General features: G+C 38.8%; 13 protein-coding genes, 22 tRNA genes and 1 other RNA gene. 30 read left to right on the top strand and 6 right to left on the bottom strand.

Annotated features, from left to right (window positions below; genetic code table 11):
- Positions 1-3: 3 nt before the first annotated feature.
- From AC27FM_RS03880 to AC27FM_RS03755, 26 genes are all read left to right on the top strand, one after another.
- Positions 4-75, top strand: a tRNA-Gly gene (locus tag AC27FM_RS03880).
- Positions 76-89: 14 nt separating this feature from the next.
- A tRNA-Leu gene (locus AC27FM_RS03875) sits at positions 90-175 on the top strand.
- Between the two features lie 13 nt (positions 176-188).
- A tRNA-Arg gene (locus AC27FM_RS03870) sits at positions 189-262 on the top strand.
- 11 nt (positions 263-273) lie between these two features.
- Positions 274-347: transfer RNA gene (locus tag AC27FM_RS03865), tRNA-Pro, on the top strand.
- Positions 348-377: 30 nt separating this feature from the next.
- A tRNA-Met gene (locus tag AC27FM_RS03860) sits at positions 378-451 on the top strand.
- An 8-nt stretch (positions 452-459) separates the two neighbouring features.
- Positions 460-533, top strand: a tRNA-Ile gene (locus AC27FM_RS03855).
- 35 nt (positions 534-568) lie between these two features.
- Positions 569-642: transfer RNA gene (locus tag AC27FM_RS03850), tRNA-Met, on the top strand.
- 16 nt (positions 643-658) lie between these two features.
- A tRNA-Asp gene (locus tag AC27FM_RS03845) sits at positions 659-732 on the top strand.
- A gap of 46 nt (positions 733-778) precedes the next feature.
- A tRNA-Gly gene (locus AC27FM_RS03840) sits at positions 779-849 on the top strand.
- 14 nt (positions 850-863) lie between these two features.
- Positions 864-938 (top strand) — tRNA-Ile (locus AC27FM_RS03835).
- A gap of 8 nt (positions 939-946) precedes the next feature.
- Positions 947-1,034, top strand: a tRNA-Ser gene (locus AC27FM_RS03830).
- A gap of 8 nt (positions 1,035-1,042) precedes the next feature.
- A tRNA-Glu gene (locus tag AC27FM_RS03825) sits at positions 1,043-1,114 on the top strand.
- 47 nt (positions 1,115-1,161) lie between these two features.
- A tRNA-Ser gene (locus AC27FM_RS03820) sits at positions 1,162-1,251 on the top strand.
- Between the two features lie 31 nt (positions 1,252-1,282).
- Positions 1,283-1,356: transfer RNA gene (locus AC27FM_RS03815), tRNA-Met, on the top strand.
- A gap of 25 nt (positions 1,357-1,381) precedes the next feature.
- Positions 1,382-1,455, top strand: a tRNA-Asp gene (locus tag AC27FM_RS03810).
- 5 nt (positions 1,456-1,460) lie between these two features.
- Positions 1,461-1,533: transfer RNA gene (locus AC27FM_RS03805), tRNA-Phe, on the top strand.
- A gap of 4 nt (positions 1,534-1,537) precedes the next feature.
- A tRNA-Tyr gene (locus AC27FM_RS03800) sits at positions 1,538-1,620 on the top strand.
- A gap of 6 nt (positions 1,621-1,626) precedes the next feature.
- Positions 1,627-1,697 (top strand) — tRNA-Trp (locus AC27FM_RS03795).
- 18 nt (positions 1,698-1,715) lie between these two features.
- Positions 1,716-1,788, top strand: a tRNA-His gene (locus tag AC27FM_RS03790).
- 9 nt (positions 1,789-1,797) lie between these two features.
- A tRNA-Gln gene (locus AC27FM_RS03785) sits at positions 1,798-1,869 on the top strand.
- Between the two features lie 19 nt (positions 1,870-1,888).
- Positions 1,889-1,959: transfer RNA gene (locus tag AC27FM_RS03780), tRNA-Cys, on the top strand.
- A gap of 25 nt (positions 1,960-1,984) precedes the next feature.
- A tRNA-Leu gene (locus AC27FM_RS03775) sits at positions 1,985-2,069 on the top strand.
- 447 nt (positions 2,070-2,516) lie between these two features.
- Entirely contained in the window at positions 2,517-2,834 is a 318-nt protein-coding gene (locus tag AC27FM_RS03770) for a carboxymuconolactone decarboxylase family protein (protein WP_487086052.1), read from the top strand.
- Between the two features lie 102 nt (positions 2,835-2,936).
- Positions 2,937-4,412, top strand: a complete 1,476-nt coding sequence (locus tag AC27FM_RS03765; protein WP_487086051.1) for a DUF6056 family protein — start codon at positions 2,937-2,939, stop codon at positions 4,410-4,412.
- Positions 4,413-4,463: 51 nt separating this feature from the next.
- Complete coding sequence (locus AC27FM_RS03760) at positions 4,464-6,272, top strand: DUF2207 family protein (RefSeq protein ID WP_487086050.1); 1,809 nt, start codon at positions 4,464-4,466, stop codon at positions 6,270-6,272.
- A gap of 92 nt (positions 6,273-6,364) precedes the next feature.
- A complete protein-coding gene (locus AC27FM_RS03755) occupies positions 6,365-7,213 on the top strand; it encodes an aldo/keto reductase (RefSeq protein ID WP_487086049.1) in 849 nt (282 codons plus the stop codon).
- Between the two features lie 49 nt (positions 7,214-7,262).
- Here AC27FM_RS03755 and AC27FM_RS03750 read toward each other — a convergent pair whose 3' ends face one another.
- Together AC27FM_RS03750 and AC27FM_RS03745 are read right to left on the bottom strand one after the other, a co-directional pair.
- Positions 7,263-9,410, bottom strand: a complete 2,148-nt coding sequence (locus AC27FM_RS03750; RefSeq protein WP_487086048.1) for a SpaA isopeptide-forming pilin-related protein — start codon at positions 9,408-9,410, stop codon at positions 7,263-7,265.
- Between the two features lie 128 nt (positions 9,411-9,538).
- Positions 9,539-9,859, bottom strand: a complete 321-nt coding sequence (locus AC27FM_RS03745) for a DMT family transporter (RefSeq protein ID WP_487086047.1) — start codon at positions 9,857-9,859, stop codon at positions 9,539-9,541.
- Between the two features lie 160 nt (positions 9,860-10,019).
- On the opposite strand from AC27FM_RS03745, the gene AC27FM_RS03740 reads away from it, so the two are divergent.
- A complete protein-coding gene (locus tag AC27FM_RS03740; RefSeq protein WP_487086045.1) occupies positions 10,020-10,448 on the top strand; it encodes a GNAT family N-acetyltransferase in 429 nt (142 codons plus the stop codon).
- 20 nt (positions 10,449-10,468) lie between these two features.
- On the opposite strand, the gene AC27FM_RS03735 is transcribed toward AC27FM_RS03740, so the two are convergent.
- From AC27FM_RS03735 to AC27FM_RS03720, 4 genes are all read right to left on the bottom strand, one after another.
- Positions 10,469-11,659, bottom strand: a complete 1,191-nt coding sequence (locus AC27FM_RS03735; protein ID WP_487086082.1) for an MFS transporter — start codon at positions 11,657-11,659, stop codon at positions 10,469-10,471.
- Between the two features lie 257 nt (positions 11,660-11,916).
- Positions 11,917-12,627 carry a DUF3862 domain-containing protein gene (locus AC27FM_RS03730; protein ID WP_487086044.1) on the bottom strand — a complete coding sequence of 237 codons (711 nt, stop codon included), beginning with the start codon at positions 12,625-12,627 and terminating at the stop codon, positions 11,917-11,919.
- 150 nt (positions 12,628-12,777) lie between these two features.
- Positions 12,778-14,148, bottom strand: coding sequence for an FAD-dependent oxidoreductase (locus AC27FM_RS03725; RefSeq protein WP_487086043.1), 1,371 nt, complete (start codon positions 14,146-14,148; stop codon positions 12,778-12,780).
- A 138-nt stretch (positions 14,149-14,286) separates the two neighbouring features.
- A complete protein-coding gene (locus AC27FM_RS03720; RefSeq protein WP_487086042.1) occupies positions 14,287-14,646 on the bottom strand; it encodes an ArsR/SmtB family transcription factor in 360 nt (119 codons plus the stop codon).
- 50 nt (positions 14,647-14,696) lie between these two features.
- Here AC27FM_RS03720 and AC27FM_RS03715 point away from each other — a divergent pair, with 50 nt between their 5' ends.
- From AC27FM_RS03715 to AC27FM_RS03705, 3 genes are all read left to right on the top strand, one after another.
- On the top strand, positions 14,697-15,296 hold the full coding sequence (locus tag AC27FM_RS03715; protein ID WP_487086040.1) for a cadmium resistance transporter: 600 nt from the start codon (positions 14,697-14,699) through the stop codon (positions 15,294-15,296).
- Between the two features lie 69 nt (positions 15,297-15,365).
- Positions 15,366-15,733, top strand: a transfer-messenger RNA (tmRNA) gene (gene ssrA, locus AC27FM_RS03710).
- Positions 15,734-16,207: 474 nt separating this feature from the next.
- On the top strand, positions 16,208-16,531 hold the full coding sequence (locus tag AC27FM_RS03705; protein WP_487086081.1) for a terminase small subunit: 324 nt from the start codon (positions 16,208-16,210) through the stop codon (positions 16,529-16,531).
- Positions 16,532-16,538: the final 7 nt, after the last annotated feature.

The following is a 16,538-nucleotide window of genomic DNA, read 5'->3' as shown; positions in this document are numbered from 1 at the left end:
TATGCGGAAGTAGTTCAGTGGTAGAACATCACCTTGCCATGGTGGGGGTCGCGGGTTCGAATCCCGTCTTCCGCTTTCATTATAGTAACGCCGGGGTGGCGGAACTGGCAGACGCACAGGACTTAAAATCCTGCGGTAAGTAATTACCGTACCGGTTCGATTCCGGTCCTCGGCACTATAATGAATATGCACCCATAGCGCAATTGGATAGAGTGTCTGACTACGAATCAGAAGGTTGTAGGTTCGACTCCTACTGGGTGCATTGTTTTATCTCGGGAAGTGGCTCAGCTTGGTAGAGCACCTGGTTTGGGACCAGGGGGTCGCAGGTTCGAATCCTGTCTTCCCGATAGCAGCATTATGTTGCAAGTTTTATTTTTGGCGGTGTAGCTCAGCTGGCTAGAGCGTCCGGTTCATACCCGGGAGGTCGGGGGTTCGATCCCCTTCGCCGCTATTTATTCCGGACCTTTAGCTCAGTTGGTCAGAGCAGGCGGCTCATAACCGCTCGGTCGTAGGTTCGAGTCCTACAGGGTCCATCGCATGGAATAAAGCCTAAAATTCATATTGTTATCGCGGGATGGAGCAGTCTGGTAGCTCGTCGGGCTCATAACCCGAAGGTCGTAGGTTCAAACCCTGCTCCCGCAATTGAATTACTGTACATGGTTCCTTGGTCTAGTTGGTTAGGACGCCTGCCTGTCACGCAGGAGATCGCGGGTTCGATTCCCGCAGGGACCGTTAATATGATAGCGCCTTGTCATATTAATCCTTTAGAGGCTTTAATGCGGGTGTAGTTTAGTGGTAAAACCACAGCCTTCCAAGCTGTTGTCGCGAGTTCGATTCTCGTCACCCGCTTTGCCGCTTGTTATGGGCCTATAGCTCAGCTGGTTTAGAGCGCACGCCTGATAAGCGTGAGGTCGATGGTTCAAGTCCATTTAGGCCCACTATGTCTGGAGAAGTACTCAAGTGGCTGAAGAGGCGCCCCTGCTAAGGGTGTAGGTCGCTAACGCGGCGCGAGGGTTCAAATCCCTCCTTCTCCGTTTTTTATGACCCGTTGGTCAAGTGGTTAAGACACCGCCCTTTCACGGCGGTAACATGGGTTCAAATCCCGTACGGGTCATTGACGTTATACGTCATTACAACTTATATGTTTTACTTTTTAAGCATGGAGGATTACCCAAGTCCGGCTTAAGGGAACGGTCTTGAAAACCGTCAGGCGGGTCAAACCGCGCGTGGGTTCGAATCCCACATCCTCCTTACAGAGTATTACAAGTTTTATTTTTATTATCGCGGGATGGAGCAGTCTGGTAGCTCGTCGGGCTCATAACCCGAAGGTCGTAGGTTCAAACCCTGCTCCCGCAATTAGCTTTAAAATGATTAACCTTTTGGTTCCTTGGTCTAGTTGGTTAGGACGCCTGCCTGTCACGCAGGAGATCGCGGGTTCGATTCCCGCAGGGACCGTTAATGGCTCGGTAGCTCAGTCGGTAGAGCAATGGATTGAAGCTCCATGTGTCGGCGGTTCGATTCCGTCCCGCGCCATTTTGGAGGGGTAGCGAAGTCTGGCTAAACGCGGCGGACTGTAAATCCGCTCCTTCGGGTTCGGTGGTTCGAATCCACTCCCCTCCATAGTTTAGGGATATAGTTTAAAGGTAGAACTACGGTCTCCAAAACCGTCAGTGTGGGTTCAATTCCTACTATCCCTGTTTCTACCTTTTATCATGGCGGTATTGGTGAAGTGGTTAACACACCGGTTTGTGGCACCGGCACACGTGGGTTCGACTCCCACATACCGCCCTTTATTATTGGGTTATAGCCAAGCGGTAAGGCAATGGACTTTGACTCCATCATGCGCTGGTTCGAATCCAGCTAACCCAATTGTTCTAATATACGATATGGCGGTATAGCCAAGTGGTAAGGCAGAGGTCTGCAAAACCTTCATCACCGGTTCAAATCCGGTTACCGCCTTTGGGCTATGCCTAGATATTAAAATGCCGGTGTGGCGGAATTGGCAGACGCGCGGGATTCAAAATCCCGTTCCTGTATAAGGAGTATCGGTTCGACCCCGATCACCGGTATTACATGTGAATACTAACTCTTAACCGAGTTGATAACATTTAGTTCTAAACGTTGTTAAATCAGCATTTAGGGCTTTTTTTGTTTCCCTAACTCATTACTCGCTTGTGAAAAAAATGGGGTACTTTTTGGCACTTTTTAAGTATTTTGGGCACCTTTTGAGCACCTTTTTAGAGTTGATCAAGAGCTTTGTATCCTCACGTTGACGATAGTCATTTAATAGATGGATATAGACCTTAGAAGGGATTGTTACATTTGAACATCCACGACAAAATTGTGTGTGATATTCCCAATACATTGGCAATATCGAGATTCGACATGAGGGATTCATCAGTGATTTTTCATTTCACTAACAAACCATAATAATATCAAAATAATCATTGACTTAAAGTTAACTTCAAGTGATTTAATGGATTTATCAAAACATAGGATGACTTGGAGGAAACAAAATGAAAAAACAAACAGCTGGACAAGAACAACTTGGTGAATTTGCACCACAATTTGCTAAATTGAACGATGATGTACTATTTGGTGAGGTATGGAGCAAGGAAAATGAACTATCAGCACATGACAGATCAATGATTACTATTGCTAGCATTATTTCCGCAGGAAATATAGAACAACTGGAAACTCATCTAAGAATTGGTAAGAAAAATGGCATTACCAAAGAGGAGATTGTGGCAGAGATTACGCACTTATCATTTTACGCTGGATGGCCTAAGGCTTGGTCTGCATTCAATCGCGCTAAAGAGATTTGGAATGATTAATATTAGGTGACTCGATTAGATATCGGGTCACTTTTTTTGGTTCTGCAATTGATGATTATTATAGGTTATACTGTAATAGATATTTGATTTTGGAGGAACTTCATGCAAAGTAAAACTAGGGGATGGGAAAAAATATTTTTTCCAATTGTTTTCTTGTATTTTTTTATCATTAGATTTCTTGTGATACCATCTGGAGATGATTTTTTCTGGGGTGGTGAGCAAGGTCAGTATTTAATGAATCACGGATTCTATGGTCCACAAAAGATTTATGGTGGTAGTAGTAATGGTCGCTGGATCGGGAATCTTTCTGAAATTTTTACAGTACATCATCTACTATTCGCAATGTTGATGTACGCTGTTTTTTGGACATTATTGATCTGGTGTATTTGGAAATTGACTAACAAGTCCAAATTATCGTTGGTTTTAAGTGGACTATTCGTTTTTACATTTCAAGATGGTTACATTAGTACGGTTTTTGCTTGGAATGCTGGATTTGTTAATTACATCCCACCACTGGCATTGATGTTATTATTTTTGACCTTTATCAAGGACCTGTACGATGGAGAAAAGATTTATAATCCTATTCTTCTAGCAATAGCGACATTTTTGATGAGTCTGGTTGGCGGATTGTTCGTTGAGCATCTGACGCTATATCAAATTTTTATTGGTGTAGTGGTCATTTTAGCTGGTAAGTATTTCTACCACAGAGGTTTTGAATGGTTTGAAGGTAGCTATTTGGCTGGAGCCATTTTGTCGGCTGCAATCATGTTTAGTCATCCGGCCTATCATGAGAAATCAACGTATCGAGATACTAATTTTGATATTCATGGAATTATAAATAATTATTTTTATATCACACATTACTGGTTCAATACGTTAAATCTGATCGTCAATGTCGTCTTGTGCCTGGCAATTATTATTATTGCCACAAATAAATTAAAGCATGCCAGCAAAGTAAAGTGGATAATGAACATTGGAGCTTGTTTCTTCATCATGTATTATCTTCTAATTAACTTTTGGCTAGGTCGGCACCATTATGACCAATTCTTTATGTATCGTGATTTGAGTACCAAAATTACACTTCTAGATGGTGTAATGACAATCGTATATTGGTTATTTTTAATTTTCTGCACGATTTATTTATTTAAACTTAAGAAGAATTATGTGTTGTACTTTAGCATGTTTACCTACTTTGCTTTGATATCACCATTTATTGTGATAATTTCTCCGATAAATTCACGTGAGTTCTTTACTTCGTATGTTTTTCTATATATTGCTACAATCATATATGTATTGACAGCCGCTAGTTATTTCAGCAAAGCGATTGTTGATAAATCACGAATTATACTGGTCGTGATTTTGGCAATGTGCGCTGTTAATGTAGGGTACAAAATGACCGCAAATTACAATATCAACTTGGTCAGAGTTCAAGATGATAGATTCTTGGCTGGGCAAGCGCAGTTACCTAATCATGTTCCTTATCGGAAGTATGTTTTGTCTAACGATGCTTTGTTACAACAATCTTCGACTTATTGGCAAGAATTCTTGAACAAATCATGGTTACAAAGATTACTGTAAATTAAAATCCGCTACAAAATGTAGTGGATTTTTTAATATAGGGGGGTCCATATGAAAAAAATCATTTTAAATATTTTTGCTGTGATGATGGCCATCTTTTCATTTAGTCTATTTACGACAAATGTTCAAGCGGATGGTGATTATGACATCACGAAATATACGGCAAATATTGATGTGGATAAAGAAGGTAACGCTGAATTAGTTCAATATGTTACCTATGATTTTGATGGTGATTTTCACGGGGTTTTTTACAATCAAGATATCAGAGGAATCAAGGGCGCTGGTGAACCTAGTGTATCGGTAAAGGAAGATGGGCGTGTAGAAAAACTCGTTCAGTCATCAACGGAACAGAATAATTCTTTTTCAGTGAATCGGACGAGTGATTATCTAAAATTAAAGGTTTATCACGCTGTTTCTGATAAAAAAGTCACTTTTATTTATCGGTACAAGTTATTGGGCGTTATCAAAAATTACCAAGATACGGCTGAGTTAAACTGGAAAGTTATCGGTGGTGGTTGGGATCAGGATTTAAACAACGTAAAGGTAACTATTAATTTGCCGGCTAACAATATTAGTTCACTCAAGGCGTGGGCACATGGTAGTTTAGACGGTCATAACAAGGTCGATCGAAAGAATGGCCGAGTTATTTTAACAGTCGGCTCAGTAGATGAGGGCGATACGGTCGAGAGTCATATTATTTTTCCAACTAGTGTCACACCTCTGAACACTAATACGGTCGATAAAAAAGTTAAGAGTAGTATTTTAGCTAAGGAAAAGAAACTAGCTGAAGAAGCTAATTATCAGCGTCAAATGCCAACACGTGTCTCTAAGATTGCTATTGTAATTATGGTTTTGATAGTACTGATGATCTTCTTGTACAATGCAATTCAGTGGCGAAGACATCCTATTGATAAGCATCCGATGCCTACGCCGCTATATCATTGGTTTGATGTACCTGACGTTGCACCAAGTATGGCTAACGTCATCTTGAATAAATCCAATATCGGTGATAATAAAGGCTTTACGGGGGATGTCCTAATGCAAGCCAGCAAGCGTAATCTGAAAATTGAGAAGGAAGATAAGACTTTTAGGATTACAGCATTGACGGAACCACAGGATGACTTACTAAAATTCATGATTCAAACTATTGGTGATGGTACTAGTGTCACTATCAAAGAACTCAATAAATATGCAAAACATGATAAAAAGGGTAAATTATTTCAAGAATTCGATGATTGGAAGGCACGTGCGGCTAATGATAATGAAAAATACATCGATACCAACAATCATGATACGTTATCTAGATTGTTGCTTTCAGGTATCTTCATCACATTTTTATTAATCGTATCTGTCATCTTAGCTGTATTTTTGGTTAAATCGTGGGCAATGGTGTTCTCAATAATATCCGTTATAACGATTTTTATAATATGGGTAGTATATTTACTTGCAAAGAGGAGAATAAGCTCTTATACAGAGCATGGTGAGCAGGTAGCTAATGAATTACAAGCCTTCAAGCGCATGTTTGAGGACGTAGATGATTTGAATCTAGCTGAAGTGGGAGATTTGATTTTGTGGGAACAGATCCTACCGTATGCAGTAGCTTTTGGTATCTCAAAGAAAGTGGTAAAGGCATTGAAAGTCGAATTCGGTACGGAAGCTTTTGAAGCTAATCCAGGGATGATGTATTACTACTGGGGTATCGGTAGTTTAGGTAGCAGTATGAATCTAGATCGTTCGTTCGCAAATGCATTCACATATAGTCAGTCAGCTGGTTCATCATCCACTACTGGTGGCACTGGTGGATTTTCTGGCGGCAGTTCAGGTGGCTTTGGTGGAGGCTCAGGCGGTGGGGCTTTCTAGGATATTTTATGATTCGAGTGATAATGTTTTACGTGGATTGAATGGAAATGTAATATTAATTTGTTGATAAAAATTATAAAGGAAGTGCATTTATGAGTACGTTAACGGAAACATTCACGTTGAATAATGGGGTTAAGATCCCTAAGGTTGGATTTGGTACTTGGCAAATTCCAGAAGGTAAAACGACATACAATGCAGTGACCAATGCGCTCAAAGAAGGCTATCGTCACATTGATACGGCCTTGGCATATGGCAACGAAAAGAGTGTTGGTGAAGCTATTAGAGATTCTGGTATCGATCGTAAGGATATCTTCGTAACTTCAAAACTTCCGGGAGCAACTAAGAGCTATGAAGGAGCACTGACAGACTTCCAGACGACGATGGATAATTTGGATATTGATTATTTGGATCTGTATATAATTCATGCTCCATGGCCATGGGATGAAATCGGCAAGAATTGCGATGAACAAAACCGCGATGTTTGGCGGGCAATGGAAGAAATATATGCTACTAAAAAAGTCCGTGCGATCGGTGTTTCTAATTTTACAGTTCATGATTTGGAGAACATTCAAAAAGATGCAACTGTCAAACCTATGATCGATCAAATTCAATACTATGTTGGATTCACTGAACCTAAGATTACTGAGTATGCACAAAAGAATGATATTTTGGTCGAAGCTTATTCTCCATTAGCCACAGGTGGGTTGTTACGTAACGAACAAATCAAATCGATCGCCGAGAAATACGGTGTAAGTATTCCACGTTTGGCATTGCGATTTGTTATCCAAAATGATGTATTGCCACTACCCAAAGCGATTCATGTGGATCATATAAAGGACAATGCAAAACTAGATTTTGAAATCAGTGAAGCTGATATGAAAACTTTGAATGCATTTCCTGATACATCTGCACGTGAAAATCATAATCCTACTCAGGGATAGCAAAAAAGCTCAAGCAAATTGAATTGCCTGAGCTTTTTTAGTACGATTATTATATTTTGCGACGTTTGAAGTAAATAATACTTGTTAAAGCTAATAAACCAATAAGACTAGTTAATACGCCACTTTGTGAACTTGTTTGAGGCAAGTATGTTTGTGGTTTGTCATTATTACCTGTGTTATTGGATGAGCCGTTACCATTATTATCGTCAGGATTTGACGGATTGGTAATTAAGCCATTGTCGTCTTCGTTATTATTATTATCTACATCTGGATTTTCGGTATCTCCACCGCTAGAACCGCCTGTATTTTTCTTGGGATCTGAAGTTGTCAGTTCACCCAATGCAATATTGTCATTTTCAATAGTGAAGTAGATTTTCTCATCATTGATCTCGTACCCTGAAGGAGCTTCAACTTCTTGGAAGTAATATGTTCCAGATGGTAGTCCTTCGACAGTGATAACCCCATTCTCATCAGTTATTTTACTCTCGATGATATTTCCATCTTCGTCATATAGTCCATAGATCGCACCTGGAACTCCGATATGAATGTCGTTTTCTAATTCATCAGTATCGAATTTTTGAAGGATTACAGAATAGAGTGGATCATCGACTGATTCCTTCTCGTTCTCCATCGTTATTAATCCAGGTGTTAAGTTGTCTTCGGTGATGTCGAATTCAATATCTTTACCAACTACATAGCCATCCGGTGCTTTGGTTTCACGAAGGATATAATGACCGATTGGTAAATTGTAATATGATGCCACACCATACTTGTCGGCTACGATATGTGCAACGACATTACCATCCTTGTCGATGATGTCGTATTCAGCGCCCGCTAATTTATGACCAGTTGTAGAATCGATTTTTTGAACTATGATCGATCCTTCTGGATTTGCATTACTTTCCTGTTCGTCCTTAGTCACTAATTGAATAGTTGGACTATCCTTTTCACCGCTGATAGTAAATGGAATTTCATTACTACTTGGTTCATATCCACTCGGAGGTGTTACTTCCTTGAAGTAGTAATTTCCGGCTGGTAAGTTTGAAACATTGATTTTTCCATTTTCATCAGTTGTCAAGTTAGATTTGACTAGTTTATCGTCCCCAGCCATAACTTGATACAATTCATAAACTGCGCCTGATAGTGTAGTATCTGAGTCTGCGTCAAGTTTTTGTAACTCAACTGATCCATAGAAATCACCACTACCAGAACCAGAATTTCCGTTATCAGGCTCTGAAGTTACACTACCACTTGCAGATTCACGTGGTGTCTCGCCATTAGAGCCGGGAACTCCCCACGTCATTTCAGCTTTATTTTTTAAAGTTGTTCCATCCACAGCTTTGTCAGGTGGAACGATCTTAGTCTGCATCGTGATGGCATACATTTGGTTATTTGAACCTGGTATATGAAGATCAAACCCAGTTGAAGACTCTTTCAAAGCGTATTCATTGCTAGATAAGGGTCTTCCCTTTGTATATGAAGATTGTGTTCTCCACTCTGCTTCATGTACAATTACTGATCCAGGAATGTATTCTAGATTCTTATCAGTGACAGTCTCATAAACGTTTAGGTTACCTAAGTCAAGTGGTTGTCTGTTAGCCAGAATCGTCCAAGTTACGATGGGATCGCCATTTTCGTCGGTTCCGATCGTACCTTTTTTAGAGATATTTTTTTCTGACGGAACGATGTTCATATTGCTGTGCTGACCACCGCTTTGTGTTGGAAATACAACGTCATTTGGACCAACTAGGGCACTGTCACTGACCCCGATACCACTACCGATTTCAATTGAACCCTTAACATCATTGTATTGCTCGACATCAGTAAAGGTGACAGTAACGGTATTATCGGAGTTAACTACGGCACTCCCGATAACGTTACCTGCGTCATCCTTGACATTAAATGGAACTCCAGCCTTGCTATTGGATCTCAGTTGATCAGGCAACGCCATAGTCAAAGTGTCACCATTTTGCAAACTGATACCAGTACCAGTGGTGTCCCACTCGTATTTGACGCCAACAGAGCTGGAATAGCTGTAGTCCTTGTTCTGGTTGACAATTTGTGCATTAGAGATCAGCTGTTCACTAGTGTAATTAGTTGCTGCAACGGCGTCATTCGAGTGAAAACTCAATGCCAGAATGAACATCCCCAATGCCACAAATACTATAGTAAAAATATTTCGTAATTTTTTCCCCATAATATTTCCCCTTTCACAAATTTACACACTTTAAGTATAAAATCATTCATATGGTGAATACAACCCGTTATTAAATATCATTTAAATAATTGTATTCAAATATTGAGGGAACGCTTAACTAAAAAATATTAATTCGTAGTAGTTAGTTTGATGCCAATGATACTGACTAGTAATAGGATAATGAAGATCCAGGTTATTGGTGAAATTTTATCGCCAAAAATGAAATAACCTACTAAAATAGACCCAAGTGCACCAATACCAGTCCAGATAGGATAGGCGATGCTCAGTGGTAAACTTTTAGTGGCTTTGGCTAAAAGGACAAAGCTAATTATCATTCCGATGACAGTTAAGACTGTGTAGTTCAACTTGGTAAATCCGTGACTGAGTTTCATCATTGAGGCCCAAACGACTTCAAATCCTCCAGCAACTAATAAATAAATCCAATTCATAATAAATTCCTCCCGAAAAAAAATAAAGTATCCCTAGCAATTCCTTCATAGGCCTAATGGAATTGTTAAGAATACTTTTTTTAGTGACACCCGGCGGTGTATTGATTTATCATAGAATAATACCACATCAAATTTTTTATGGCTAGGGGATTGTTTAAAAATGATTGAGAAAATGACACTGAATGAAATTGATCAAGTTGCTAATATTTGGCTTGAGGGGAATTTAGATGCTCATGATTTTATTAGTCCAAGATATTGGAAAAGAAATTTTGAACAAGTAAAAAAAGAATTCTCTAGTTCGGAAGTATATGTTTACAAAATCGACGATGCGGTGGCCGGCTTCATTGGCTTGAATGGTAACTACATCGCTGGTGTATTTATAAAAAAAGAATATCGAAGTCAGGGAATCGGTAAGGAATTATCTGATCATGTTAAAGAGAATCATGATGACCTGATAGTTAGCTGTTATGTTAAAAACTTCAAAGCACTTAATTTTTATCGTGTTAATGGTTTTACGATCAAGTCCGAGGGAATCGATAAAGATACGGGTGAATCCGAGATAACTATGATTTGGACGAAAAAAAGCTGAGCTTAGAAAGCTCAGCTTTTTTAATATGCTTCAGCTGCAACAAGTGGGAATCTTTTGACTACAAATGTTAACAAGTATGAAGCTGCGAGGATGATAGAAACGACAACATATGGATAATGCGTGTTCCAATCCATCAATGCACCTGACATCAAAGGTCCAATAACGTTACCGATACTAGTGAGGGACATGTTCATCCCGTTGATAAGTCCTTGATTAGATCTACTTGCCTTCGTTAATAGCGTCGTGATCGCTGGACGCAATAAGTCAAACGATGAGAAAATGATCAGTGTTGCCACGATTACTTCCACATTGGTATGTGCTCGTGTAATCCAAAATACACAGACGGCACTCAGTAGGAAACAGTAACTTATCAAGCCGACTTCACCGATTTTGTTGATGAGCCAGTTGAATGCTGCTACCTGTAATATCAAAGAAATTATACCGTTAAGTGTCAATACTAATGCAATCGTACCCAATCCAAAATTAAAAACTTGATTTACGTAGATACTATAGATACTTTCGAATCCTTGAAGGCCAAAGGATGAAACTAGGATCATTCCGAAAAGCACTACCATTGGCAATGTCAGAATCGATATGATAGAAGTTTTACTTTGTTTACTCTTGGCATCTTGTTTACGTTCTAATTCAATGGTTTCTTTACTTTCCTTGAGGAATATCTGTGTAAAGATACAACTGGTGATCGCTAAAATACCAGCAACCCAGAAAGGTGTCTTATAACTGATTCCTGCAAGAATACCACCAAGACCGGGACCTAGGATCAGTCCACCACTAAAGGCAGCTGACAGCCAGCCAATGACCTTAGCGCGTTCTTTTAAGGTCGTTAAGTCAGATCCGAGTGCCATCGAAGTTGGGATTACCATGGCAGCGGATAATCCACCTATGATACGTGATAGGTTGAATAGTGGCAATGTTGTAGCAATCGCAAAAATAAACTCTGAAATCATGTATGTAAATAAGCCGAACACAATAACAGGTTTACGACCGATTTTATCAGACATTCTACCAACAATAGGTGAAGCGATAAACTGTGCGAAAGCAAATAGTGAAGTCATAACTCCCATCTGAGATGTTGTATAATGAAATTCATTTTTGATAAAAGGCGTGACGGGAATCACTAAACCAATACCTAAACAAATCAGAAAGTTACTAAAAATTAAAATATAAATGGACTTTTTATTTTTTTCCATGATAATCCTCCTCTCAATATCGCTAAAAGCGCTTAAAAAAAACCACCGCCGAAATCGGCGATAGTTTTCCTATCAATCTTGTACATACTAGATGATTATTGCAAAAAAAGCAATATATTTTGATTATTATTTTAATAAAGGTATACAAAAAGGTCATCCCCATTCGTGACTCCCGGAGATGACCTATACTGATTCCACCAGAAAGAATTGTACCATTGGTATTATTGGTGTTATTAAATATTAAGAAAACTTAAAAAACCTTATTTAACGCTGCTTTGTGTCTGCTCAGTAACTTTATCGTTAGTAAGAGTCACTTCGATCTTAGCTCCAGCGTCACCTTTGATACCAGATGTGTAGGTCAGTTTGCTGAGAGATGTTCCATTGATCGATGAATTATCGTAGCCATTAGGTTGACCTAGCAGTTTTATGACATCATCGGTGTTTTGGTCACTTTCGATCTTAGCGTATGTTTGGATATCTATCTTATTATCCCGACTGACCTTCAAACCAGTGATAGTCTTACTTACTGCATGATTGTTCGAAAAACCGACAGAAATCGTTGCGTTACTGTCAGCATCGGCCACTTTATCCCAAGTTTGTAGATCAACGTCAACACCCTGGACATTACCAGTAGAGTGACTAGCAGGTTGACCAAAAATTGGTTTGATAGTGTCCCACGAAGTTCCGTTATCAGGATCTAAGGCGATATTATTGAACTGTTCAAGCGTGATTCCGCCATCGTTTGACGTCGTCTTAGTCTTTTTCTTCTTCGTAGAAGACTTAGTTTTTTCAACCTTTTCAGTCTTATTATCACTGGAACTGTCGTCTTTATGATTGATATAACCAAATAATCCCAAGCCAACAGCGATAACTATTAATAATAGTAGTAGCCAAAACCACCATTTTTTGAAAAATGGTCTTTTTTGTGATCTGCGCAAAGCTACACGTGACATATTTTCGTTATTATTCATTTTTTCACCCCTATAACAATGGATATTTACATGTATCTATAATACCAATTTTTTCCTGTAAATCTGTGTTTTTAAAATTAATTAAAGAAAATTCAAATAATTGAGTGCAAAAAAAGAGTACCAATTATTTATGGCACTCTTTGGGTATTTTTAAAATTTGTCTTCATTTAAAGCATGTTGTGCGGCTAAGTTTAACATGCTCCATTGACGGTCAAATCCGGGTTGGAAGAAGAAATCGGCTTCTGCTAAATCTTCAAGCTTCAATTTATTTTCGATTGCCAGAGCTAAGACGTTTCCTTGAGCAGTAATGTCGTACTTGGATAATACGGCGCCACCTAAGATTTGATGATTGTCAGGGTTATAGGCTAAGTATACGTGTACTTTTACGTTGCCCTTATCAGCTGGAACATACTTAGGACGTAGAGTATCACTGTAGAATGAAGTGACGAATTTGACACCTGCACGTTTTGCGGTGAAGGAATTCAAACCACTCTCAGCGAAGTGATAGTCGAAGACACTCAAAGCAGAAGATCCGACAACACCCTTGAATGGTGCGGCGGGTTTGTCTTCAAACAAATGCTTGATCACATATCTAGCTTCACGACGGACAACGGTTGCTAATGCGATTGGCACGTGAGTTTCTGCAGGGATGGAGTATGCCAATGTAGCATCACCCATAGCGTAGACGTCTGGGACGTTGGTCCGGAGATATTCATCGGTCTTGATCCAACCACGATCATCTAGATCAATCACTCCCTTGAGCCAATCAGTATTAGGTTGCACACCAGCAGCTTGGATAACTAAGTCGGCTGGATATTCATCATTTTGTGTCTTAACGGCGGTGACTTTGTCATCACCGATATATTCTTGGATTTTGGCATCCATCACTACATTGACGCCATTTTTGATTAGATGTCTTTCAAGGATCGAAGTCATATCTTCGTCCAAGTAAGTACCTAGTGGACGGTCGATAACGTCCATCAGGGTAACTTTTTTACCAGCTTTAGTTGCGGCTTCAGCGGCTTCGATACCGATGTAACCAGCTCCTATAACTGTAATGTTCTTTGTCTCAGGATCATTTAATTTTGCCTTGATCTTAGTTGCCCAGTCATATCCTCTCATCAGGTAAACATTTTCTAATTCATTACCTGGAACAGGAAGTGATTTTGGAGTTACACCAGAACTGAGGATCAGTTTGTCATACTCGTAATCCTTAGTTTCATTAGTAGTTGAATCCAAGACAGAGACAGTCTTCTTGTCAGCGTTGATTTTTTGAACGAGATGATTGTTCAAAATATGAACATTATCTTGTGGAAAACTATTTTCACTGAAGTTTCTGACGTCATTAACATCTGTGACGCCGTCTTCCAAAAACAGCTCCATGCCACATGACATAAATGAAATGAAATCACCAGCTTCAAATAAGGTGATATCTACGTCACTATATCTATTCAATAATTCGATGATGGATTGATGCCCACCGTGTGATGCTCCAACAATAACAATCTTTTTCTTTGACATGCAAAAGCCTCCTGTGAATTTATGAAAATATTTGTAACCAAATACAACGTACATCCTTAGGTTATGTCATTTTGAAATCGTTATCAATATATTAATGGAATATTCTTTGTTTTTATGATAAAAATATCACAATTAAAACTATTCTCCGTGTTTTTTGCCGCGCATTACGTGATCCGCATGTTCAAGCGTCTCGTTTATAACGTCTAAAATGTGTGGGTCATTTAATTTGTAATAATTAGATTTACCCTTTTTTTGAGAGCTAACTAGTTGATATTTGCGTAGTAATGCCAATTGATGAGAAACAGCAGACTGTTCCATTCCTAATAAATCAACGATTTCACTGACACTCATTTCCTTTTGCTCAAGAATATTGAGCATCTGCAGTCTAGTGGGGTTGTTGAGGATTCTTATGATTTTTTGTGCTTCATCAAGCAGATCAGGTGCGATTAGTTTTACGTTATTCAAAATAATTCCTCCTACATATGTTGAAAGTTTCATATGATGATGTTATCATATGAAATGAATTAAAGAAATTAGAGGTGACAATAATGTTAAAAGCTATTTTAACAGGTGTGACGGCTTATATATCTACTAGTATAGACTATTTGATTATTCTGATGGTTATCTTTGGGTCAACCAAACCCAATCAGCGATGGTTAGTTTATCTTGGAGATATTTTAGGAACTTCGACCTTAGTCATTACGAGTTTATTGATGGCATTTGTTTTGGGCTTTATTCCAGACGAATGGATTTTAGGACTGTTAGGGTTGATTCCAATTTTTATGGGATTAAAGTTATTATTCTTAGGTGAAGATGATGACGATGATGCAGTGGAGAACGGTATGAAAAAACGTTCAAGTGTTATTTTGAACGTTGCTTTAATAACTATTGCCACTTGTGGAGCAGATAATATCGGGATTTATGTTCCGATATTTGTTCAGTCTAGCGTTAGTAGCTTAATTATAATTTTAATTACTTTCTTCTTCATGTTGACACTATTTTGTTACATCGGATACTTGTTAGTTAAGATACCTAAGGTGGCAGATGTTTTGGAGAAGTGGGGGAGATATATTACTGCCGTTGTATATATCGGTATAGGTTCATTTATATTGATCGAAGGCGGGACCATAATGCACTTTTTAGGTTAAAAATAAAGCTGGCAAGGGTTGAAATTTGCCAAATAAACATAAATTCGTTATTATAATAAGGTGCATCTTGGGGATGTTCTGGATTCGACATGTGTAATAGCGTGTAGGCTGCACTTCGGTTTTCGTGTTCCGAAAAAACACACAGTTTATTATAACTGCAAAAAATAATAATTCTTACGCATTAGCTGCCTAAAAACAGTCTAATCGTGATCCGTCTGATTTTGCTCAAGGGTCAGAGCCGGGTCTCAAATTAATTGAGCTACGTTTGATTTGTCCAGCCTGAACAAGTTAAAAAGAGATTAATCGGGGTTAGCCACTGTGGCTAGCCAGGTTGTGCGGCGTTCATAGTGGCGAAATTATAAATAGTACAACTATGAGTGTAGAGGCTTGCATAGCATTATGCTTGGACAGGGGTTCGATTCCCCTCATCTCCACTAATCAAAAAATAACCAGTTATATTAGGCGCTGAAAGCCTTGGTATAACTGGTTTTTTGTTTGACCATGATAATTTTAAGTAATATTCAATTACATCGTTTTGGTAGTCAAATGGTAGTCAATATGGTAGTCAATTTTATATATAAATAAAAATTTACTGGAGGGGCGTTAGCTATCATCTATTTATAGGTGGTAGCTTTTTTAAGTGCTATATTTTGCTATTTTGGTAGTTAGCATTTTGCCATTAATAGCAAAATGGCATTGCTATTTTTTGCTAATAGCTTTGCCATATTTTTGCTATTAACATGCTCAGAAAAATCTTAGCATTTACTAGCATTTACTAATATGGATCTTAGACATGATCATCCCTTATTTAACAATACACACGCACATTTTAAAGGGATGCACCTACATCAAAAAAGGATGCACCCAAACACAAAAAAGTTGCACCCACAAGGAAAAAAGTTGCATCTAAAATAGTAGATGAGTTAGAGGCAAACAACGAGCTTACAGATAAGCAAAAGTTGTTTTGCCTCTTTTATTTACAGCGATTTAACGCAACATGGGCGTATCAGCAGGCTTATAAATGTAGATACGAAACAGCAAGGGTTGAAGGCAGTCGCGCCCTCGCAAACCCTAACATAAAAGACCAACTAGCCGAGTTAAGGAAACAACAGGCAACTGATTTATATTTTGATGCTCAAGACATCTTATGGTTGCATCTAATCGGCCGAGTTTTCGGCTTATTGATTATATATCCATTTAAAATTAACAACCGTAACTATAGCTACAGCTGTTAAATTAAGT

The sequence above is a fragment of the Companilactobacillus sp. y65-5 genome, assembly GCF_057541095.1.
This window is presented reverse-complemented; position numbering and strand designations above follow the sequence as displayed.